The sequence below is a fragment of the Xanthocytophaga agilis genome (assembly GCF_030068605.1).
Classification (GTDB): Bacteria; Bacteroidota; Bacteroidia; order Cytophagales; family 172606-1; genus Xanthocytophaga; species Xanthocytophaga agilis.
In genome coordinates this window covers 264,734-286,403 of record NZ_JASJOU010000010.1, presented here as the reverse complement: position 1 = coordinate 286,403, position 21,670 = coordinate 264,734, and the positions used below count along the sequence as shown (strand labels likewise).

At 37.1% G+C, this 21,670-nt stretch carries 18 protein-coding genes and 1 tRNA gene; 14 read left to right on the top strand and 5 right to left on the bottom strand.

Annotated elements, in window-relative coordinates; genetic code table 11:
• The first annotated feature begins 16 nt into the window (after nt 1-16).
• From QNI22_RS25935 to QNI22_RS25915, 5 genes are all read left to right on the top strand, one after another.
• Complete coding sequence (locus QNI22_RS25935; RefSeq protein WP_314515121.1) at nt 17-1,228, top strand: Lnb N-terminal periplasmic domain-containing protein; 1,212 nt, start codon at nt 17-19, stop codon at nt 1,226-1,228.
• Between the two features lie 43 nt (nt 1,229-1,271).
• Nucleotides 1,272-2,078, top strand: a complete 807-nt coding sequence (locus QNI22_RS25930; RefSeq protein ID WP_314515119.1) for an inositol monophosphatase family protein — start codon at nt 1,272-1,274, stop codon at nt 2,076-2,078.
• Between the two features lie 60 nt (nt 2,079-2,138).
• A complete protein-coding gene (locus QNI22_RS25925; protein WP_314515116.1) occupies nt 2,139-2,321 on the top strand; it encodes a FeoB-associated Cys-rich membrane protein in 183 nt (60 codons plus the stop codon).
• A gap of 146 nt (nt 2,322-2,467) precedes the next feature.
• Nucleotides 2,468-3,277 carry an FkbM family methyltransferase gene (locus QNI22_RS25920; RefSeq protein WP_314515113.1) on the top strand — a complete coding sequence of 270 codons (810 nt, stop codon included), beginning with the start codon at nt 2,468-2,470 and terminating at the stop codon, nt 3,275-3,277.
• A gap of 52 nt (nt 3,278-3,329) precedes the next feature.
• Nucleotides 3,330-4,601, top strand: a complete 1,272-nt coding sequence (locus QNI22_RS25915; RefSeq protein ID WP_314515112.1) for a glycosyltransferase family 4 protein — start codon at nt 3,330-3,332, stop codon at nt 4,599-4,601.
• Between the two features lie 166 nt (nt 4,602-4,767).
• On the opposite strand, the gene QNI22_RS25910 is transcribed toward QNI22_RS25915, so the two are convergent.
• The 3 genes from QNI22_RS25910 to hflX form a co-directional block, all read right to left on the bottom strand.
• Nucleotides 4,768-5,205 (bottom strand): hypothetical protein, encoded by a 438-nt coding sequence (locus QNI22_RS25910; protein WP_314515111.1) that lies wholly within the window; start codon nt 5,203-5,205, stop codon nt 4,768-4,770.
• Nucleotides 5,206-5,560: 355 nt separating this feature from the next.
• Nucleotides 5,561-5,632 (bottom strand) — tRNA-Arg (locus QNI22_RS25905).
• A gap of 44 nt (nt 5,633-5,676) precedes the next feature.
• Nucleotides 5,677-6,903, bottom strand: coding sequence for a GTPase HflX (hflX, locus tag QNI22_RS25900; RefSeq protein WP_314515109.1), 1,227 nt, complete (start codon nt 6,901-6,903; stop codon nt 5,677-5,679).
• Between the two features lie 223 nt (nt 6,904-7,126).
• Between hflX and QNI22_RS25895 the strand changes: the two genes are divergently transcribed.
• From QNI22_RS25895 to QNI22_RS25860, 8 genes are all read left to right on the top strand, one after another.
• Entirely contained in the window at nt 7,127-8,272 is a 1,146-nt protein-coding gene (locus QNI22_RS25895) for a glycosyltransferase family 4 protein (protein ID WP_314515105.1), read from the top strand.
• Between the two features lie 74 nt (nt 8,273-8,346).
• A complete protein-coding gene (gene rfbC / locus QNI22_RS25890; protein WP_314515104.1) occupies nt 8,347-8,883 on the top strand; it encodes a dTDP-4-dehydrorhamnose 3,5-epimerase in 537 nt (178 codons plus the stop codon).
• Between the two features lie 135 nt (nt 8,884-9,018).
• The gene (locus QNI22_RS25885) at nt 9,019-9,741 is read left to right on the top strand and encodes a polysaccharide biosynthesis/export family protein (protein ID WP_314515101.1); all 723 of its coding nucleotides are present in this window, start codon (nt 9,019-9,021) and stop codon (nt 9,739-9,741) included.
• Nucleotides 9,742-9,787: 46 nt separating this feature from the next.
• Nucleotides 9,788-12,205 carry a GumC family protein gene (locus QNI22_RS25880; RefSeq protein WP_314515099.1) on the top strand — a complete coding sequence of 806 codons (2,418 nt, stop codon included), beginning with the start codon at nt 9,788-9,790 and terminating at the stop codon, nt 12,203-12,205.
• Complete coding sequence (locus QNI22_RS25875; protein WP_314515097.1) at nt 12,202-12,945, top strand: tyrosine-protein phosphatase; 744 nt, start codon at nt 12,202-12,204, stop codon at nt 12,943-12,945. The genes QNI22_RS25880 and QNI22_RS25875 overlap by 4 nt, the downstream gene beginning before the upstream one ends.
• 66 nt (nt 12,946-13,011) lie before the next feature.
• Nucleotides 13,012-14,016, top strand: a complete 1,005-nt coding sequence (locus tag QNI22_RS25870) for an NAD-dependent epimerase/dehydratase family protein (RefSeq protein WP_314515094.1) — start codon at nt 13,012-13,014, stop codon at nt 14,014-14,016.
• An 81-nt stretch (nt 14,017-14,097) separates the two neighbouring features.
• Complete coding sequence (locus tag QNI22_RS25865) at nt 14,098-15,501, top strand: tetratricopeptide repeat protein (RefSeq protein WP_314515093.1); 1,404 nt, start codon at nt 14,098-14,100, stop codon at nt 15,499-15,501.
• Nucleotides 15,502-15,600: 99 nt separating this feature from the next.
• On the top strand, nt 15,601-16,380 hold the full coding sequence (locus QNI22_RS25860; protein WP_314515091.1) for a phosphosulfolactate synthase: 780 nt from the start codon (nt 15,601-15,603) through the stop codon (nt 16,378-16,380).
• 52 nt (nt 16,381-16,432) lie between these two features.
• Here the strand turns inward: QNI22_RS25860 and QNI22_RS25855 are convergent, their stop codons facing one another.
• Complete coding sequence (locus QNI22_RS25855) at nt 16,433-17,827, bottom strand: MBL fold metallo-hydrolase RNA specificity domain-containing protein (protein ID WP_314515090.1); 1,395 nt, start codon at nt 17,825-17,827, stop codon at nt 16,433-16,435.
• 244 nt (nt 17,828-18,071) lie between these two features.
• Here QNI22_RS25855 and QNI22_RS25850 point away from each other — a divergent pair, with 244 nt between their 5' ends.
• The gene (locus tag QNI22_RS25850) at nt 18,072-18,917 is read left to right on the top strand and encodes a universal stress protein (protein ID WP_314515089.1); all 846 of its coding nucleotides are present in this window, start codon (nt 18,072-18,074) and stop codon (nt 18,915-18,917) included.
• A gap of 127 nt (nt 18,918-19,044) precedes the next feature.
• Here the strand turns inward: QNI22_RS25850 and QNI22_RS25845 are convergent, their stop codons facing one another.
• Nucleotides 19,045-21,597 (bottom strand): zinc-dependent metalloprotease, encoded by a 2,553-nt coding sequence (locus tag QNI22_RS25845; protein ID WP_314515087.1) that lies wholly within the window; start codon nt 21,595-21,597, stop codon nt 19,045-19,047.
• Between the last annotated feature and the right edge of the window lie 73 nt (nt 21,598-21,670).

Below are 21,670 nucleotides of genomic sequence, written 5' to 3'. Positions count from 1 at the left end.
CCTTTGCTTAAATTACATGCAAAAAATGATTCTGCGAAGCTTTCTGCTGGGAATGCTTCTATGTATAAAAGCCTCATATGTTCATGCTATCACTTTATCGCCTAAAGCTACAGTATATCTTTTGACTATAGCCCCAGGAAGTGATCTGTATTCTACCTTTGGTCATACCGCTCTATGGATTCAAGATCCCGAACTAAGAATAGATAATGTATACAACTATGGTACGTTTAGTTTTGGAGAGCCTACATTACTCGGCCAATTAAGCTTTGGAGTAAAATTTGCACGTGGCAAACTTCCTTATATGCTCTCTATTCATGGCATAGAGCCTTTGATTTATTCTTCACAACGTGATAACCGCTCCGTAATAGCTCAACGTTTAAATCTTTCAGATGATCAAAAAAGCAAGCTTTTTGATCTTTTACAGGAAAATTACAAACCAGAAAACCGTTTTTACCGATACGACTTTTTTTATGACAACTGTACTACACGTGTGCGGGATATGTTACAAAAGGTATGTGGTGATGATTTAAGATATGGTACTAACATTGAAACGCTGACATATCGCCAGTGGTTTGATCGATATGCTGGGCAACTACCTTATGCCGATATGGGAATGGATCTTGGTGTAGCATTACCAGGAGACCATGTAGCAACCCCGTATGAAAGTATGTTTTTGCCTGATAACCTGATGAAACTAGTTTCTCAGGCAACAATCATACGGAATGGAAAGATAGAAAAGTTTGAGACAGCCAACATGGTATTATTCCAGGCTACTCAGGTACCCGTAGAATCAACCTTTCTTACTCCTGCTGTTTTATTCTGGATCTTATTGGGATTAGGCATATTACTTACCTTGTGGCAATGGCGCGGAACAGGACGCCAGTTCTGGGTAGATGCTATTTTCTTCTCTATCATTGGACTATTGGGGTGGATTTTATTGCTATTATGGGTAGGTACGGATCATCAGGCCACAATTAAAAACTGGCAGTTAGTCTGGGCATGGCCTTTACATTTGCCCATTGCTATGTGGTTGTTAAAGAAAAATAAGCCACATTGGCTGCGTCTTTATTTCCTTACTTATCTGGGAGTCTTGATTTTACTTTTGTTAGGTTGGAAATTAGTTCCTCAAGAGTTGGATTATGAATTAATACCTTTAGTTTTATTATTGGCTTTGCGTTCAGGGTTTCTGGTGTATCGGTTACGTCTTTCCTTGAAACAAGCTTCTTAAGTTTATTTGTTGTTCAGATTGTTTTACCTTAATTCTATATACGATGAACCTATCTCAGATTTGCCAGGATGCTATTGCCATTGTAAAAGAAACCGGCATATTTTTGAAACGAGAAGTAGAAGCATTTGACAAGTCAAATATAGAGTACAAAGGTGCTGCTAACAATCTGGTATCCTATGTAGACAAAGAAGCTGAAAAACAACTAGTTGCTAAATTAAGCTTATTAGTGCCGGAAGCAGGTTTTATTACGGAAGAGGGAACAATTGACAAACATTCTGATACACTAAATTGGATTATAGATCCGCTGGATGGTACAACCAATTTTATTCATGGATTGCGCATATTCTGTGTAAGTGTGGCTTTAGTAAAAGGCAAGGAACCATTGGTAGGCATTGTATATGAACCTAATCTGGATGAGTGCTTTTCTGCCTGGCAGGGTGGTGGGGCTTTTTGTAATGGCAAACCGATCAAAACATCTAATGTAGAGTCCTTGCAAGATAGCCTTATCTCTACAGGATTTCCTTATTCGCTAGCTGGTAAAATTACAGACCATCTTACCATATTACAGGAGTTTGTATTACAATCACATGGCATTCGCCGATTAGGTGCAGCAGCTGTAGATCTGGCCTATGTAGCTTGTGGTCGTGTTGAAGGGTTTTATGAATACAATCTGAAAGCATGGGATATGGCAGCAGGAGTACTATTAGTGACAGAAGCAGGTGGAAAGGTTTCTGATTTTAATGGTGGAGATACTTATTTGTTCGGAGGTCAACTGGTAGCTGGAGCTGCAAACGTTCATGAACCTATGCGTAATTTGATTGCGTCTTACTGGAAGAATGTGGAACTGTAAAAACATTCAAGTATCCTGATGAGATAGAAACCAACTTATACATTTTAGTGTTCAGGGAATATGGCAGAGAATATTATCATCGGAATCATCTTTTTCAGTGCATTGGTATATCTGTTTACTGTTGTTCGTAAACAGTTTTCAACGAAAAGCACTGGGTGCGCCAAAGGTTGTGGAGGTGCTTGCTCTACCATCGACTTTAAAAAGATAGAGGCTGAAATGCAGAAGAATAAGCAGACTATTTAAGTCTGACTAAAAATGTATTTGTGGACATAAAGGCATTGTAATAACGCATATTCTTTCATTTGCGATCTGTTTTACTTGTCTTTTCGCTTTCCTATCTTTTCCTTTGTCTCACAAATCCAATTCTTCGCCTTTTAATTTTCATACGCTTGATCTTATTCTTCAAAATACTTTTCAAAGATATTTATCATTTATGGCGTACACGATATAGTCGTACGTTTCTGCGACTGGCTTTTCAATACGGAGATGTAGGACGGTATAAGCCAAGAGAGATAAATTTCCTGAATTTTGAAATAGTGGTTCCCGATTGTCAATCTTTTTTGTGGCAGTTTAAAGAGATCTTCGCAGATGAGAACTATCGGTTTCTTTCAAACACTTCTTCTCCTTTGATTTATAATTGTGGTGCTAATATAGGTATAGATACTTTGTATTTTAAGCATCTGTATCCAGACGCACATATCAAAGCGTTTGAAGCTGATCCGACAATTGCCGGATATTTATCCCGTAATATTCAGAAGAATAATCTGCAAAATATAGAAATCATTAATCAGGCTGTTTGGAATGAGAATACTACTATTTCATTTTCTGCTGAAGGTGCAGATGGTGGCTCTGTGATTGTAGGAGCTAAGACTACACAGGTACCTGCCATACGTTTGAAAGACTGGCTGGAGAAAGAAACAATGATAGACCTGCTTAAAATGGATATTGAGGGTGCGGAGGTTGCAGTAATACGGGATTGCAAAAATAGTCTGGGAAGGATTCGGCATCTTTTTATTGAGTATCATGCTTATCTGGGCGAGCCACAGGCGTTGGGAGAGATTCTGCAAATTCTGACAGATAGTGGTTTCCGGTATTTTATCCGTTCAGAAGCAGATCGCAAACAGCCATTTGTTAATCGCACTAATCACAAAACACCTGTAATGGATTTGCAATTGAATATATTTGCTTATAAAGAATAAGTAATTGCATGTAAAAGCAAATTTTTCCCTTTTCAACAAAATCCTGAATCGGTTGAACGTCACGTTAATCAATACCTACCAATCCAGCGGAGGTGCTGCTGTAGCCTGTCGCAGATTGGCACTGGCTTTACGAAAGAGTTATACAAATGCAACTTTACTGGTACAGGAACAAGCTTTTGCAGAAGACTTTGTAACTCCTGTAGCCACCTCTTATCTACAGAAGAAAGCTGTTTTTGGGCGTTTTATAGCAGAACGATTGTATTTCTATTTTTTTGAAAGATCAAAACAAGTACGATTTGCTTTCTCTCCTGGAGTTGCTGGTATCGATATCAGTATTCATCCTGCCATTCTGCAAGCAGATGTTTTGCATCTGCACTGGATTCATTTTGGATTTTTGTCATTAGAATCTTTAAAACGACTCTTATCACTAAATAAACCAATAGTCTGGACATTACATGATATGTGGGCTATGACAGGTGGATGTCATTATAGCGGAACCTGTGCTCATTATTTATCTCATTGCCATGAATGCCCGTTTTTGAAGTATCCGTCTGAGAAGGATTTGTCTTATCGGGTTTTTGAGAAAAAGAAGGCTCTGTTACAGAATGCTCCTATTCATTTTGTAACCTGTAGCCAATGGCTGGCTGATAAAGCAAGGCAAAGTGCTCTACTTCGACAATTTCCTGTAATAGCTATTCCCAATCCTATAGATACAGAATTGTATAAACCTATGGATGTACTGGCTTTACGGGAAAAGTTAGGCTTGCCATTAGATAAGAAGTTGCTTTTGTTTGGAGCTATGAATACACAAGATCCTCGTAAAGGTTTTGCTTATCTGGAAAAAGCTCTTAATCAACTCTATGAAGCTGATAAAAATCTAAAAGAGCAAATTGAACTTGTAATTTTTGGAAAGGCAGAAGAAGAGATTTTGCGACGCTTACCATTTTATGTACATGACTATGGATCAGTAAAAGGAGATACCGCATTGGTAGAATTATACAATGTATGCGATGCCATGGTATTACCCTCATTAGAAGATAATTTGCCCAATACCGTAATGGAAGCATTATCCTGTGGAACACCAGTTGTCGCTTTTGATACAGGTGGTTTGCCAGAAATGATAGATCATATGAATAGTGGCTACCTGGCCTTGTATCAATCAGCAGAAGATTTATCAAAAGGAATTTTATTTGTATTAGAAGAACAAAGGAAGATATCTCTTCAAGAACATGCCAGAAAATCAGTATTGGAGCGTTTTACAGAAGAACGAATTGCTGGAAGGTACCAGAGTTTATACCATTCGCTTATCCATAAAGAGAAATAAAAAAACTCCACCAGAGATGAAGTTTTTTTATAGATGTACCTTAAGTTTATGAAGAAAACTTAACTATAAAATTATAACAAGTATAATTATCTGGAATCCTGCATATTGGGTGATTTATAAGTAAAGATGTTCTTTTAAGACGAAAACCAGCCTGTAGAAGGAGTAATTACAGCATACTAATCAGGCGTTGTTCTTCCATCTTAGGTTCAGGAAGTGGCACTTTAAGTGTCTTTAGATTAATTTCTTTTACAACCTTATCTTTACCATTGAAAATAACAAGCTGATACACCGCGTCTTTAAGATCTCCCATATTGAGTTTTAGCCAGCTTCTGCGTTGTCTTTTGCCAAGAGATGTACTAAAGTACAATTCCCCTTTTTCATCTTTGAGTTGAACAATGATGCTTTTGCTGGAATAGTTATCTACCATAACGTTCATCACAAGCGCATCTTTTTTGGGATACATACCTACTCCAAAGCTTCGGGTTTTGGTTTGATAGTGATTATTTTCATTAAATTTTTCTGGTTCAGGATCATCATTTTTGGGAGTAGCGATAGAAACAAAGCCTACTAAGATGGCAATGCATACATTCAGAAGAGTTTTCATAGTTCAGGAAAAGTTAAAGTGGATAATAGGGGAAAGTTAAGGACTGAGTAAAAGTCACATCTAACCCAAAATGCGTGATTTGGAGGAGTGGATATAGAACTGGATAAATGGAGTAGTTACGCAATTAAGCTATTACGAAAGCCTAATTATTAAAAAAGAGTCAGTTATTATAGACTCTAGAGCCAGTAGTGATTGTTCTTATAGTGTGGATATGGGCATTATACAATTTATAGAGGTAGGTATCTTACATAAAAGTCATATAACAATAAAAGGCTTTCAGCAAGTCCGAAAGCCTTTTATTGTTGATGATTTTGTCAATATTCTTGTGTAAATGCCTGATAATGATAAGATATTGTGGTCTCGCCGGGAATCGAACCCAGATCAAAAGTTTAGGAAACTTCTATTCTATCCGTTGAACTACGAGACCTGAAAAGATGGCAATCCTCTTTTCAAGCCACAAATGTGAAAAAATTATTCGTTTTCAGCAACAGTTTCCCAATCCTTCCACATAGCTGCGTTTTCAGGTACCCAATTAGGATAAATAAGAAAATGTTTTTCTTTTACTTTCTCAAGTAAGATCGTTCTAAGTTCTTCTAGGTTCTCTTTCTTTTCGGCTGAAATAAAAACAACATTTTCAGTATTCTTTTTGAGATAAGTTTGTTTTAGTTTTTCAATACTCACCTGTATACTCGCATTCTGATCTTCCTGATCTGGCTCGCTTTCTGGCTTATACAAATCTAATTTGTTGAAGACCAAAATCATTGGCTTATCTGCTGCTCCGATTTCTGCGAGTGTGGTATTCACTACCTCAATATGATCTTCAAAAGAGGGATGAGAAATATCAACAACATGTAAGAGAATATCAGCTTCCCGTACTTCATCCAATGTTGATTTGAATGATTCTATAAGTGTGGTTGGTAATTTACGGATAAAACCAACTGTATCTGTGAGTAGGAATGGGAAACCATCCTGCACAACTTTTCGTACAGTTGAATCTACTGTTGCAAATAACTTATTCTCTGCAAAAACATCTGCTTTAGCTAATCGACGCATTAGTGTGGATTTACCTACATTAGTATATCCTACTAGTGCTACCCGTACAATCTGACTTCTAGATTTACGGCGTGTATGGCTTTGTTTGTCTATTTCCTTCAATTTTTCCCGTAAGAGAGAAATCCTATCCCGGATAATCCTACGGTCAGTTTCTATCTCTTTTTCTCCAGAACCACCACGAGTTCCTGTTCCTCCTCGTTGTCTTTCAAGGTGGGTCCACATACGAGTAAGGCGAGGTAGGAGGTATTGATAGCGAGCCATTTCCACCTGAGTCCTGGCCTGTGTAGTTTGAGCCCTCTGAAGAAAGATATCCAGAATCAATAAACTTCTATCATAAATCTGACAAGCCAGTACCTTTTCTAGATTTCTCAGCTGAGATGGAGTTAAATCATCATCAAAGATAACTATATCGACTTGTTTGTCTTTAACAAAGGCGTCTATATCTTCCAGTTTCCCCTTTCCAACAAAAGTTCTTGTATCTGGTCTATCTAATTTTTGTACAAATCTTCCAATTGTTTCTACACCTAGCGTTGTTGCCAGAAAAGCAAGTTCTTCCAGGTATTCATTTGTTTTGTCGACAGACTGCTTCGCCGATGTTAATGCAACCAAGATGGCTTTTTTTACTATCGGGGCAGTGTCAAACATTGATTTCCTCTTTTGCATTTAATTGTTTTTCAGTTGTTTGTGATATTTTTATTATAAATAAAAAACTTGTTACAGTCTTTTATCGTATTCATAATATACAACATTGATAATGTTATACTTATACTTGTAATATATTGAATTAAAAAGTTTATTAAAACAATAATAGACTAATTGTGCTGATTGGATTTATCACTAATTTGCGGCTTAATTACTTTGACGGCAGATGCGTATCGCAATCGTTATTAATACAGCTTGGAATATTTATAACTTTAGAATGGGACTAATTCGTTCCTTCTTAGATAAAAATTATGAAGTACATACCATTGCACCACCTGATGGGTATGAAAAGCATTTGATACAAGAAGGCTGTAAACACCATTTGGTTACTCTGGAAAATAAGGGAACAAATCCTCGCAAAGATATTTCTTATATCTATCAGTTATATAAGCTGTACAAGAAAATCCGTCCTGATGTGATTTTACATTTCACTATTAAACCTAACTTATATGGTACTGTAGCCGCAAAGCTATTAGGTATTCCTGTGATTAACAACGTTTCCGGACTTGGTACAGTTTTTTTGCGTGAAAACAGGTCTAGTAAAATAGCAAGAGAGCTATACAAATATGTTTTTAAATTTCCGGATAAAGTATTTTTTCAGAATTCAGACGATTTGCAATATTTTATCGAGAAAGGATTAGTCAATCAAAGAATAACAGATCTTTTACCCGGATCAGGTGTTAATATACAGAAGTTCCAGCCAGAAGTATTTAAGCGTAATTCAAAATTTACATTTCTGCTTGCTGCCAGACTGATTCAAGACAAAGGTATTCATGAGTATGCTGAAGCTGCTCGTATTGTATTACAGACATATCCGGATATTCGGTTCTTACTGGTTGGATTTAAAGATGAGAGCCCTTTTGGTGTAAAAGAACTTACTCTTCAAAATTGGATTGATCAAGGAGTGTTGGAATATCTGGGACCAACAGATGATATACAATCTGTATTCAGGCATGCAGATTGTGTTGTGTTACCATCTTATAGAGAAGGAACTCCACGAAGTTTATTAGAAGCTGCTGCAATGGCAAAACCAATTATTGCAACCAACGTACCTGGTTGTATTGAAGTAGTGGATGATCAGATTAATGGTTTTCTATGTGAGGCAAAAAATGGTAAAGATCTGGCAGAAAAGATGATTAAAATGCTTTCCTTATCTGACCATGACTTACAACAGATGGGACAGGCTAGTAGAATAAAGATAGAGGAGAAATTTGATGAAGATTTTGTTATTCAAAAGTATCATAGGTCTATCGAAAATATATTGTCATTTTCTTCTTCAAATTCATTGACTTCTTCTGTTGCTACTGGATAATATATTAGAGTAATGAGAAAACTATTATATGCTTTAAAAAAATATATATAGTTTTGTTTATTAAACAAAGCATTATGCAATTCAGACATACTTCTCTTTCAGGCTTAATTGAAATTATCCCTCCAATATTTAAAGACGAACGTGGATTTTTCTTCGAATCCTATCAGAAGAAACGATTCTCAGATAATGGAATACCCTTTGATTTTGTTCAAGATAATCAATCATTCTCAAAAAAAGGCGTATTACGGGGATTACATTTCCAAAATGAACCTTTTGCTCAGGGAAAATTAGTTAGAGTAATAACAGGTAAAGCATTAGATGTTGCTGTTGATATAAGACTAGATTCTCCTACCTTTGGTCAGTATGAAACATTTTTGTTGGATAGTGAACTTAATAATATGGTTTATATCCCCGAAGGATTTGCTCATGGATTTTTAGCTTTAGAAGACACAATCTTACAATATAAATGTACAAATCTCTACAATAAAGCAGCAGAAGGAGGAATTATATGGAATGATCCAACGCTGAATATATCCTGGGGGATTTCGAATCCGATTGTTTCAGAAAAAGACATTCTATTACCAACATTAAAAGATATAAAAGCTATGTAGTTAAAATGCATAAATGTTTCCCTTTAGTCGTTTTTGTAATAAATAATATATTTCGACATATTCAGAATGCGTAAACTTCTCTTCTTGTTTTTTGTTCTTTCATTCGTTGCCTGTCGTTCTTACAGACAAAATATTATGCTGCAAACAGACTCTGAGCGATTACCCAAGGGTTTGGTTCATGCAGCAGCAGGTATAGAAAGTATAGAAAAGAATTATGTTATTCAGAAATCAGATATTCTTGACATAAAACTATACAGTAACAAAGGAGAAAGTTTAATTGATGTTAACATTCCTAAACCTGGGGCAGTAGTAGGTACAAACGCAGGAGGTGCTGTATCTCAAAATCCTAACTTTGTTGTTGAGTCAGATGGCATAGTGAGGTTACCTCAAGTCGGAGCAATTAAAGTTGAAGGATATACTTTACGACAGGCTGATAGTTTGTTATCTGTTGCATATAATAACTATTATGTAGATCCTTTTGTGAATGTTAAATTTGCTAATAAACGTGTTATTGTATTAGGAGCTACAAGAAATGCTGTAGTTCCTCTTACTAATGAAAAAATGAATTTACTGGAGGTGCTGGCTCTCAGTGGAGGGATTAATGATAATGCTAAAGCTGGAAATATTCGCCTTGTAAGAGGTGATCTGAAAGATCCGGAAGTACATTTAATCAATTTATCTACTATTGAAGGAATGACTAAAGCAAATTTAATAGTGCAACCCAATGATATTATCTATATTGAACCTGTAAAGCGTCCTCTTCGTGAGATCGCATCTGATATTGCTCCAATTCTTAGTATTATAGGAAGTGTAGTAAGCTTAGTCTCAATTGTGCTGGTTTTGAGAAATCAAAAGTGATAAATCCATATCGGAAATCTAATTTAAACGTGAAAGTGGCAGTGTTATGAAAGCAGAAGATTTAACCAATACAGGGACAGATACCAATGATGAGCAGGAAGACTTGCTTGCTGGTATTGATTTTGGGAAAATCTGGGGTATTATTCAAAAAAGTTGGTTCTGGCTGCTTTTATTGCCTTTCTTATGCCTTTTGGGCGGCTACCTGTTTTTGCGATATACTACTCCTATTTACGAATCTGCCTCTAATCTGAAGCTGGAAATCAGGCAGGAGGCTACTGATTTAGGACTTCCAACATTAAATCCTTCTGGAGAATCTGCTACAAATATTTCAGGTGAGATCGAATTAATACGTTCCAGTATTATTTATGATGAAGTAATCAAACAGATGGACTTGAGCGTAAGTTACTATGCTTATGGACGTAGTCGTATCAAAAACGAGGAACGATATGGTGGTGCACCTATAAAAGTAACCTATGAGATTAACAATCCATTAGTATATAATATTCCGTTTGATATTACTATCCTTAATAAGGATTCTTTTACCCTTAGCTATACAATTGGGGGTGTAGATTATAGTAGTACGTATACTTTTGGCGCACCTATAAAGACTGCTGCCTTTAGTTTCATAATAAATAAGACTCCATCTTACCAAGCAGAGCGAGATAATGGTGCATACTATTTCACGATCAATAGCCATGACGCATTGAGTAATTATATTGGAAGTAATCTCCGTGTGGAAGTTGTTAATCCCTCTGCCAATATCATTGGAGTGTTCTTTAAAGACGCAAGCATTCGAAAAGCACAAGATATTGTTAACAAAATAGACACCGTTTATCTGGAGAAAACGAAAGAATTAAAAAATAAGGCTAACAAACAAAAGATAGAATTTCTTGATAAACAAATTAACTCAGTAGAAAAAGAACTGGAGGCTTATGAAAGTGATCTGGAAAAATTTGTAATATCAAATAAATCATCAGATATCACTAAGGATCTTGAAAGATATTCCGAAAAATTAGATGAATTAACTAAAGTCAAAACAGAACTTCTTACACAAATCTCTATACTAAACTCTTTAGATGAGTCTTTGACTAAAAAGAAAGATGTTTCACCTATTGTTTCATCTCTTCCTTTACTCTCAGATACTGATATTTCAGCATTGATAACAGAGCTTAATAAAATCTCTCAGGATAAAGCTATGTTATCTAAAAGCTATAGAGAAACTACTTATGCTATTCAGTCAAAGGATCTTCAGATATCAACTACCCGTAATAGTTTGATCTCTCTTATTGGCCAGAAAAAGAAGGTACTAAATGAACGTCTTAGTATACTGAATAATGAGATTGGTACCACTGAAAATTCATTTGCTGCTTTACCTTCTAAGAGTACAGATTATAATAGAATAAAACGCCTGAGAGATCTGAAAGAAAAATATCATCTGCTTATGATTGATAAGAAGGCCGAGTTAGGGATTGCAGAGGCTGGAACAAAAGAAGATTTTGTTATTCTCTCACCTGCAAGTTTGCCTTTTATGCCAATTTCGCCTAATAAGTGGATTGTTTATGCTAGTTGTTTATTTGCCGGTATTATATTCAATCTAATACTTATTGGTACAAAATATCTGCTCCATGATACTATTTCCAGCCAGAAAGAATTAGAACATGCTACAGTGGCGCCAGTTTTAGGGGTGATTCCTATATATATGAAGGAAAAGTTGGAGAATTCGAGATTGCTGGTTTATCAGAATCCAAAATCTTCTATTAGTGAAGCATTTCGTTCTGTGAGAACCAATCTTGATTTCATGTTTCAGATGCAACAGAAGAAAAGAATTATTACTGTTACATCTACTATTAGTGGGGAAGGAAAAACATTTGTTTCTTTAAATCTGGCAGGAGTAATTGCGTTATCCAGTGCTAAAGTCGTATTATTGGATCTGGATATGAGAAGGCCTAAGGTTCATTTGGCCTTTGAAGAAGAAAATTATAATGGTGTGAGTACTTTATTGATTGGGAAACATAGCTTGACAGAATGTATTCGTAAAACTCCCATAGAAAACCTGGATTTTATTGCGGCGGGACCAACACCTCCTAATCCTTCGGAACTTATCTTACGCCCAGAATTCGATAATCTTTTGAAAGAGTTGCACCAATCATATGATGTTATTGTTATCGATACTCCACCGATTGGTCTTGTTACAGATGGCATCCTTGTGATGCGTAAAGCAGATCTACCCATTTATGTATTGCGTGCAGACTACTCAAAAAGAGTTTTCGTAAAAAATATTAATAAGTTAATTAAAAACAATAACTTTAGTAAATTAGCAGTCGTACTAAATGCATTCCGGAACCTGAATACTTATGGGTATGGATATGGATATGGGTATGGATATAATGAATATTATGAAAATGATGATGAAGTAAATAAAGGTTTAGATAAATTGAAGGGGTTGTTAGTTAAAAATAAATGATTTCATTTTTTAAAAAGACGGCTAAAGAGGAAAGTGATTACCTTAGATCTGTACCATTGGTAGCAGACATGCACTCGCATGTCCTTCCGGGTATAGATGATGGGGCTAAAAATCTTGAGCAGTCATTAGATTTAATCAAAGAGCTTTACGATATGGGATATCGTAAGCTTACTGCAACGCCACATATTATGGGGGACTTTTATAAGAACACCCCAGCAACCATACATGAAAAACTAATAAAAGTTCAGTTAGCAGTAAATCAGAGAAAATGGAACATTGAAATCAAGGCTGCTGCTGAATATTATCTAGATGAGTGGTTTATGGAAAAGTTGCGGAGAGAAGAGCCACTACTTACATTTGGTGACGGATATGTATTGTTTGAGACTTCTTATATTAATCAACCTGTTCAGTTACAGGAAGCTATATTTTTGTTAAAATCACAGAACTATAAACCTGTATTGGCTCACCCTGAGCGTTATATTTATCTTCATGATAACTTTAACAAGCTGAAGGAAATATATGAGATGGGAGTATTTCTTCAGATTAATATAAGTTCACTATCCGGGTATTATTCTATTCCTGCTCAAATGGTTGCTGAAAAGCTAATTGATAACCGAATGGTTCACTTTGCAGGAACGGACTGCCATTCTATGAAACATATTCAGTCTCTTCAGGCAACACAGACAAAGAAGTATTATGCCCGACTTCTTACTCTCGAGCTATTAAACAATACTTTATAGACATTTTTCCGCGTTTTTCTTAGTAAAATGCTATCTTTGACGAAATAAACATATCTCCACCTTCTGGTGGATTTTTTATTTCGTTCCATGGTCTTTATTACAGGATGTAATGGCTTGTTAGGTAGCTTTATTGCTCGCGAATTCTTAAAAAAAGGATATTCTGTAAGAGCACTGCATCGCAAGCAAAGTGATCTGAGTCTGGTGGCAGATATTGCAGATCAGATTGATTGGGTAGAAGGGAATATATTTGATCTGTCTCTTCTGGAAAAATCTATACAGCATGATGATATTGTAATTCATACTGCTGCTATAGTCTCCTTTTCTTCTCATCGAAAAACTGAAATGTTTCAGACCAATGTGGAAGGTACTACCAATATAGTAAATGTGTGTCTTGAAAAGGATATAAAGAAATTCTGTTTTGTTAGCTCTGTTGCTGCTCTAGGTAGAACTAAGAAACAAACTGTCCTAGATGAAAATACAATGTGGGAAGAGTCTGAGCTGAATACAAATTATGCATATACTAAATATCTGGCAGAAGTAGAAGTTTGGAGAGCTTTTTCAGAAGGCTTACCTGCCGTTATTGTCAATCCTTCAGTAGTACTTGGTCCAGGAGAATTGGAAAAGAGTAGTACAAAGTTGTTTCGTTATGTGTTAAATGAAAATAAATTATATCCACAAGGTTTTGTTAACTATGTAGATGTAAGAGATGTGGCTGAGGCGATTTTTTCCTTATCAACTGGCAAAATTACAGGAGAAAAGTTTATCTTGAATGCAGGAACGGTAACCTATCGTGAGTTGTTAGAGAAAATAGCAATTGAATTTAATAAAAAACCTCCTGTGTGGCAGGTACGTTCATGGATGGCAGAGTTAGGCTGGAGAGCAGAATGGGTAAGAAGTTTATTCTCAGATAAGGAACCTCTGTTAACACGCGAAACTGCACGAATTGCCCAGACACACTATACGTATAATAATGCTAAATTAAAGAATGAACTTCACTTCACATATAGAGAGCTAGCAGATACAATAAATTGGACTTGTAAAACTTTGATTGAGAGAATGAATGAGAAATAGAATAATATAAGAATTTTGCCGTTCAGAGTTATAAATATCCCCATTTCTTCATTCTCTTGTTCATATATATAAATTGTAAGAATGGAACCGGACTTTGTAGATAAAGAAGACGAAGGCCACAGTAGTGTAGTCAGGCGTTTTGAAGAAATGCTTCGCAATCAGGAAGCAATATTTTTAGAAGTAGAAGATTATGAGGAGATTATTCGTGAATACATAGAGAAACATAATTTCCAGAAAGCACTTACTACATGTAATCTGGCATTGCAGCAATATCCCTATTCAACAGAGATTATGATCCAAAAGGCACATGCTCTGGCTGATACAGGTAATACAGAGGATGCACTGGATATTTTAGAAAGAGCAATGTTATTTCATCCCAATAATATTGATATCTCTTTTATGCAGAGCGCTTTGTATGCATCATTAGGCGAGTTTGAAACTGCTCTTGAGATTCTGGAAAAGGTTCTCTCATGGACAGAAGAGAAAGATGAAGTATATTTTCAGATAGGATGGACGTTTCAACAATGGCATAAATATTCAGAGGCGATTGAGTATTACAAAAAAGCTATTCAGATTAATTCTAATCATGAACAAGCATTATATGAACTTGCTTTTTGCCTTGATGTAACAGGACAACTGGAAGAAAGTCTGGCTTTTTACAAAAACTTCATTGATAACGATCCATATTCTCATAATGCATGGTATAACCTGGGAATTGCCTATAGCAAGTTACAGAAATATGAGGACGCTGTTCATGCCTATGAATATGCAACACTGATCAAAGATGATTTTGCATCTGCCTGGTATAATATGGGAAATGCCCATATGAATCTGGGTAACTTTGAATCTGCAAAACATTGCTATGAGAAGACAATAGCCAACGAAAGTCCTAATGCTGATACCTACTGTTGTCTGGGTGCTGCATATGAGGAATTGGAACAATATGAGAAAGCACTTCTTAGCTATCAGAAAGCAATAAAAATAGATCCACAGTGGGATGAAGGATGGTATGGTGTCGGAGTGTGTCTCGATATGCAGGAGAAATGGTTTGAAGCAATTCATTTCTTCAGAAAGGCTATACAACTGAATGGAGAAATTGCAGATTATTGGTTGGGTGCAGCCCATTCGGAAGCACAGGTGGGTAATATCGTATCAGCATTGGAAGCGTATGAAAATGCAGCCAATCTGGACCCTACAAACCCGGAAGTATGGCTGGAATGGTCTATGTTACACTATGAGCAGGGCGATTATCTGAAGGCTATTGATCTGGCAGAAGAAGGTATTGGTGAGTTACCTGAAAATGCAGACTTGTATTATTATACAACCGCGTACTTAATTAATGCAGGAAGATATAAAGAAGCATTTCAATATTTGGAAAATGCACTAATTTTGGGGTTTGATCGTCATCCTATGCTTTTTGAATTCTTTCCGGAACTGGAAAAACAAAAAGCTTTATACAGGATCATTGATCAGTATCGGCGCTAAGTGACCTTTATCATTCAGAAATAACAAAGAATTATCTTTTGTGAGACATCTGATAACAAATGATAAATTGCAGGCGCAAAATGTCAAACATAAATTTGCATGAAAAACTACGAACTAAAACACCTTCCTGACAGATCAGAAAAGCCCAGAGATTTTGGCTTAACCATGGCAATGGATAAAGGATTAAGCCTTCGTGAAACTGAAGATTTTATAGAGACCTCCGGAGAATATGTAGATGTTGTGAAATTGGGATGGGCAACTTCTTTTGTTACGCCCAAGTTAAAAGAGAAAATAAATCTATATAAGGAAGCAGGATTACCTGTATATTTTGGTGGAACCTTATTTGAAGCATTTATAATCCGTAATCAGTTTGAAGATTATTTGCGTGTGTTGGATAAGTATGAGCTGACTTATGCTGAAGTATCAGATGGATCTATTGACATGAACCATGATGAAAAATGTGAATATATCAACAAGCTTGCCCAACGTGCTACTGTTCTATCTGAAGTAGGCTCAAAAGATGATCAGAAGATTATACCACCTTATAAGTGGATTGCGTTAATGCAGAAAGAATTGGATGCAGGAGCATGGAAAGTGATTGGAGAAGCTCGGGAAAGTGGTAATGTAGGACTATTCCGATCTACAGGGGAGGTTCGTTCCGGGTTAGTAGAAGAAATTTTGACAAAAATTCCATCCGAAAAAATTCTATGGGAAGCACCTCAGAAGGCGCAGCAAGTATGGTTTATTAAATTGCTTGGTGCTAATGTGAATCTGGGAAATATTGCTCCTAATGAAATTATTCCATTGGAAACTATTCGGTTAGGATTGCGTGGAGATACCTTTATGCATTTTCTGGATATGGAGAAAATTGGAAAATAAGTCAGTAAATAAAACGTCACTATAAACCTATAGTGACGTTTTATTTTTGCTCTTAAACTCCTTCAAAGAGAATTGCAGTCTCTTTGTATGCCGGAATGTGGGAATCCCAGTTAAAAGTCTCTTTAAGTGTTTTTGAAAATGCCTGAGCAATATCAGGCTCTCCATGTACAATAAATACTTTCTTTGGTTTTTTCTGGAATGAGGAAAGCCAACGTACAAGTTCCTTACGATCAGCATGTCCTGAAAGCCCACTAATACTTTCTACCTTACAATTGACGGGTACCTGATGACCAAACATACGGATTTCTGGTTCTCCATTTTGTATTCTGCGACCACGCGTTCCTTCAGCCTGATAACCTACCAGCAGCAGGGTATCATTGGGATTAGGAAGTCGATGAAACAGATGGTGTACAATTCTACCCCCTTCACACATACCACTGGATGCAACGATTATAGCATGACTTTCAATTGTATTCAGATTTTTTGAATCTTCTGCCTTCTCCACATAATGCAGATCCTTTAAAAAGAAGATATCGTTGTCTGAATGATCAAGAGGGAGTTTGTGACTTTCCAGATGTTTGGCATATAACTCTGAGACAGTTACAGCCATTGGACTATCCAGATAAATAGGAAGCGGAGGTATTTTGGATGCTTTTTCCAGCTTTTGCAGGTAATGCAAAATAGTTTGTGATCTGCCTACTGCAAAAGAAGGAATGATGATACAGCCTTTACGTGCCAGCGTTTCATTAATAATTCGGGCAAGGTTGTCTTCGGGATGATCTGTAGCACTTTCTTTGTCCCCATAGGTAGACTCAACAAGAAGTACATCTGCCTCGTTGATTGTGGAAGGGTCAAATAGAACAGGATTGCCGTAACGACCCAAATCTCCTGAGAAAACGATTTTCTTTGTTTGAGTATCTCCTTGTATGAACATTTCAATACTAGCTGCTCCCAGAATATGTCCTGCATAACGAAACTGGATCGAAACTTCGGGATGAAGCTCAATAGTTGTATTAAAGTCATAGCCACGAACTAAAGGCATTACTGACTCTACATCTTCAACATAATATAACGGTTCTGGCTTTGGGTGTTTGGAGTATCCTTTTCTGGTGGCATATTCTGCTTCTTCTTCTTGTAAACGGGCGGAGTCCAGAAGCATTATACGCATGAGATCTTTAGTGGCTTTGGTACAGATAATTTGTCCTCTGAATCCTTCTCTGTATAGTCGGGGCAGATAGCCAATATGATCAATGTGAGCATGAGTAATGACAACAGTGTCAATAGCTGGAACATTGACTGGAAGAGGTTGCCAGTTGCGAAGACGTAGTTCTTTCAAGCCCTGAAACATGCCACAATCTACTAAAATGTTCCGTTTACCAGCTGTAAGCAAATATTTTGATCCTGTGACGGTGCCTACAGCCCCAAGAAATTGTATTGAGATATCCATGGTTGTTGAGTTACAAAGTGTTTGCAAAATACAACATTTTTGATTTGTGCTATGAAACTGGCCCTATTCATTGCAGTAGTAGAGTAACAGATACAGAATGAATTCTTTGCAACGTTTACAGAGTGATGAAAGTCACTTCTTTCTAAAAGAATTATCATTCTTCTGTCACAGATAAATAGCGTATTTAGCTGTCCAATTAGAGAGATACTAATTATCTGAACCCTGGAATTCAACTACATTATATATGGAAACAATACTCATTCCTACAGATTTTTCAGAAGAGGCTACCTATGCCGTGAAGATTGCTACTGCGATTGCTCAGAAGACAAAGGCCAGTATCCGGTTGCTTCATGTAATTCAATCAGTTTATGCCTATGAATACAATGAAGGTTCACCACTGTTGCCTGATAATGCACAGGATAGACTGTCCCGCCAGATTATCCGGGCAGAAGAAAAAGCGCTTTCTTTAGTGAAAGATATTGAAAGACAGGGAGTAAAAGTAGAATATGATGTACAGGTAGGTAGTACTGCCAAACATATCTCTAATATCATTGCCGAAAATTCAGGTGTGGATCTGATCGTTATGGGAACTAAAGGTGACACAGGAGTCCATGAAATGTTTATCGGTTCCCGTACGGAGAAAGTGGTGAGGTATGCCACATGCCCTGTACTTTCTGTGAGAAGTCATTCTGACGGTTTTCAGTTACGAAATGTTGTTCTGGCTACTGATTTCAGTGATGAGATAGAACCTTTGTTGCGGAAAATCAAAGATTTGCAGGATGTATTCGAGTTCTATCTTCATATAGTATATGTCAATACACCTATCAATTATGATACGACTTTTAATATAGAAGAACGTATGAAAAATTTCCTGAAGAAATACGAATTGCAAAGTTACCAGACTGTTATTATTAACGAGTATAGTCAGGCAGACGGGATAAACAGGTATGCGGAAAGATTACAAGCAGATATGATTGTGATGGTTACGCATGGGCGAGTCGGAATGTCTTATATGTTGGATGGGAGCATTGCAGGAGAAGTAGTGAATCATGCTTCTATTCCTGTACTAACATACAATATTCACGAGTAATTTCATTTTAGTCGAAATAAAAAGGGACTGATCCCGTGAGGTTATTACCTCACAGGTTTGGTTAAGATAACTTCAATAAAAAAGGTGGGTTTTGCCCACCTTTTTTATTGTCCGTCATGCGACTTTATTACTTTGGATCAAGAGCTCTGTCAATACGTGTCAGAACATCCTGTAAGTGATAACGACTCATCTTATCTGTTGTGCCTGGTATAGCAGCTTTGATCTGTGTCCGAAGTTCTGTAAGGCCACCTCTGGCCATAGAAATGATATCCGACTTCTTCACATCCGGTGTAGGTGAAGCTACAGTATTGGGGAATGAAAAAGACATTCCTGCCATAGAAGGTCCTGAAGGAGGATTGATAATGGCATTCATCTTCTCAACATATATCTTCTGAAGGTTTCTGCGGAAGTTGTCAATCGGTTTCCGGCTTGCCAGTTCAGACCAGATCCCCTTTTGTACATCTGTAAATAGTTCGTCCAGAGCATAGGCATTTGTATTAGATACACTGGTTTCTATAAGACGTTGCAGACGATTATTATCAAAAAGGTTATTGATAGTTGTTTCATGAATCACTCTAAGGGCCTCTACTCCCTGATCCGGACGAATACGGCTCAGAACCTGTGGATCAAGTAACCAAGTCGGTGTTTCGAACACTTGTTTGTTTAACCAGGTTACAGCTTGTTTTTGAATAGCTTTAGGCGTTGTCTCATATACTACTCCTTCCTGATCAAATGTTTTAGGTGTTTCATAGATACCACCAACATTCTTGGTTACATGTCCAATATAGCGACGATATTGACCTACAACTTCATTGTATATTTCTGTTAGAGATTCATAGGTTTCAGCCTCTTCTTTTGTCCAGTTAACTAGGTTTGGAACAATACGCTTGAGGTTCTTGATTCCATAATCACTGGCTGTCATCGCGTTGTCACTTAAATCTTCGCTTTGTGCACGTGGATCGTAAGCATTGGTTTCTGTAAGGAAATACAGGCGACGATTCTTTTCTGCCTTATCCTTGTACAATTTGTTAAGCGCAACTTTATCTTCTTCTTCAGACTTTGTTTCATATATAGGTTTATAACCCCACTCTATCGCCCACATATCATAATCTCCAATACGAGGGAATAAATCAGTAATTCCGTCTTCAGGTTGCGCCACATAATTGAAACGTGCATAGTCCATAATAGAGGACGTATGGCCATTTTTGGCAATGAAAGCCTTATCTCTTAATTTCTCTACGGGTGTAGCGCTACTTGCTCCAAAGTTATGACGCAGTCCTAGTGTGTGGCCTACTTCGTGTGAAGATACAAAGCGGATAAGTTCTCCCATTAGTTCATCGTCAAACTTAGGTTTACGTGCACGGGCATCTACTGCAGCTCCCTGAATCATATACCATTTACGCAATAGGTTCATTACGTTATGATACCAGCCAATGTGGCTTTCGATGATTTCTCCACTACGTGGATCGTGTACGTTAGGACCGTAGGCATTCTCAATTCCTGAGGCAAAGTAGCGGATTACAGAATAACGCGCATCCTCAAGACTTGCTGTATCGCCAGCTGGGAAATCTTTAGCCAGGATAGCATTCTTCCAACCTGCTTTCTCAAAAGCTGCCTGCCAGTCTTCTACACCTTGTTTAAGGTATTTTCTCCATTTGGTAGGAGTAGCAGGGTCAATATAAAATATGATTGGTTTTTTAGGTTCAATCAGCTGTCCCTGTTTTTGTTTTTCAATATCTGCTGTATTTTTTGCTTCAAGTCTCCATCTTACCGCAAAGGTCTGTCTGTCTGTACGCTGGGAAGCATCGTCATAGACAGTATATCCGTTAGCAAAGAAACCTACCCTTGGATCAAACAAGCGTTTTTTCATGGGGACTTTAGGCAGCAGAATCATAGATGTGTTCAGCTCAAGAGTAATTACTCCTGCTGCTGATCCGCCTGGCAGGTTCACAGATGGGATTGGGCTTGGGCTTGGACCCATGCTAGGAGTAGGAGGGGTAACTCCAAAGGTTTTGATGGTCCGAACCTCTGTATTAATAGGAAATGACCGGATAGACTCAATGTAAGAACGATCTGTCTGCAGGGCAGTGATCTTATACATCTGTTTAGCCAGTGGAGTAAGTGAAAATATCTGATTGTCTACTTTAAAGAAATCAGTTACATCAATAACTACAGCAGTATCTTTACGAATGGCTTTGATATCAAATGCGGCAGCTAAAGGATCCATATTGGAGTTTTTTACTGCCTGTGAAATGGGCTGAATCGTATCAGTAGAGACATTGATAAAAAGGGGAACTCTTAGAAAAACTTTGTTTTCGGGACCTCTTTCCCAACGTAACACCTGACGATTAGCCTGTTCTCCACCATAGCCGAGGTCTGTTGCCGTTTTTGAGATTCGGGTAATGGCCATAAAATCCCGGTTAAATAATGAATCAGGGATTTCGAAGTAATACTTGTCTTCAACCTTGTGAACAGTGAATAAGCCTTTGGAAGTCTGTGCTTTGCCAGTAACTACATCTTTATAGGCTTTCGGACCTGTTTTTCTCTCTGTTACAGATACCGAGGGTGGAGTTGTGGATGCTTCTTTCTGCTTCTTTTTCTTTTGACCTGCTACAGGTTGTATCCATAAGATAGTGCAGAGAAGAAAGAAAGAGTACACTTTTACTTTTGTAAACGACATGTGGGTTTGTTGGATGAAAATGAATTGATTAAAGTGAAAGAGAACTGCTTTTATATAAAGTAGCTTTAGAGAC

What these genes read in the sequence shown, in the direction of transcription:
- QNI22_RS25935 (WP_314515121.1), top strand. Translation starts at nt 17, where the DNA reads ATGCAAAAAATGATTCTGCGAAGCTTTCTGCTGGGAATGCTTCTATGT.
- QNI22_RS25930 (WP_314515119.1), top strand. Translation starts at nt 1,272, where the DNA reads ATGAACCTATCTCAGATTTGCCAGGATGCTATTGCCATTGTAAAAGAA.
- QNI22_RS25925 (WP_314515116.1), top strand. Translation starts at nt 2,139, where the DNA reads ATGGCAGAGAATATTATCATCGGAATCATCTTTTTCAGTGCATTGGTA.
- QNI22_RS25910 (WP_314515111.1), bottom strand. Translation starts at nt 5,205, where the DNA reads ATGAAAACTCTTCTGAATGTATGCATTGCCATCTTAGTAGGCTTTGTT.
- hflX (WP_314515109.1), bottom strand. Translation starts at nt 6,903, where the DNA reads ATGTTTGACACTGCCCCGATAGTAAAAAAAGCCATCTTGGTTGCATTA.
- QNI22_RS25895 (WP_314515105.1), top strand. Translation starts at nt 7,127, where the DNA reads ATGCGTATCGCAATCGTTATTAATACAGCTTGGAATATTTATAACTTT.
- rfbC (WP_314515104.1), top strand. Translation starts at nt 8,347, where the DNA reads ATGCAATTCAGACATACTTCTCTTTCAGGCTTAATTGAAATTATCCCT.
- QNI22_RS25885 (WP_314515101.1), top strand. Translation starts at nt 9,019, where the DNA reads ATGCTGCAAACAGACTCTGAGCGATTACCCAAGGGTTTGGTTCATGCA.
- QNI22_RS25880 (WP_314515099.1), top strand. Translation starts at nt 9,788, where the DNA reads ATGAAAGCAGAAGATTTAACCAATACAGGGACAGATACCAATGATGAG.
- QNI22_RS25875 (WP_314515097.1), top strand. Translation starts at nt 12,202, where the DNA reads ATGATTTCATTTTTTAAAAAGACGGCTAAAGAGGAAAGTGATTACCTT.
- QNI22_RS25865 (WP_314515093.1), top strand. Translation starts at nt 14,098, where the DNA reads ATGGAACCGGACTTTGTAGATAAAGAAGACGAAGGCCACAGTAGTGTA.
- QNI22_RS25860 (WP_314515091.1), top strand. Translation starts at nt 15,601, where the DNA reads ATGAAAAACTACGAACTAAAACACCTTCCTGACAGATCAGAAAAGCCC.
- QNI22_RS25855 (WP_314515090.1), bottom strand. Translation starts at nt 17,827, where the DNA reads ATGGATATCTCAATACAATTTCTTGGGGCTGTAGGCACCGTCACAGGA.
- QNI22_RS25850 (WP_314515089.1), top strand. Translation starts at nt 18,072, where the DNA reads ATGGAAACAATACTCATTCCTACAGATTTTTCAGAAGAGGCTACCTAT.
- QNI22_RS25845 (WP_314515087.1), bottom strand. Translation starts at nt 21,597, where the DNA reads ATGTCGTTTACAAAAGTAAAAGTGTACTCTTTCTTTCTTCTCTGCACT.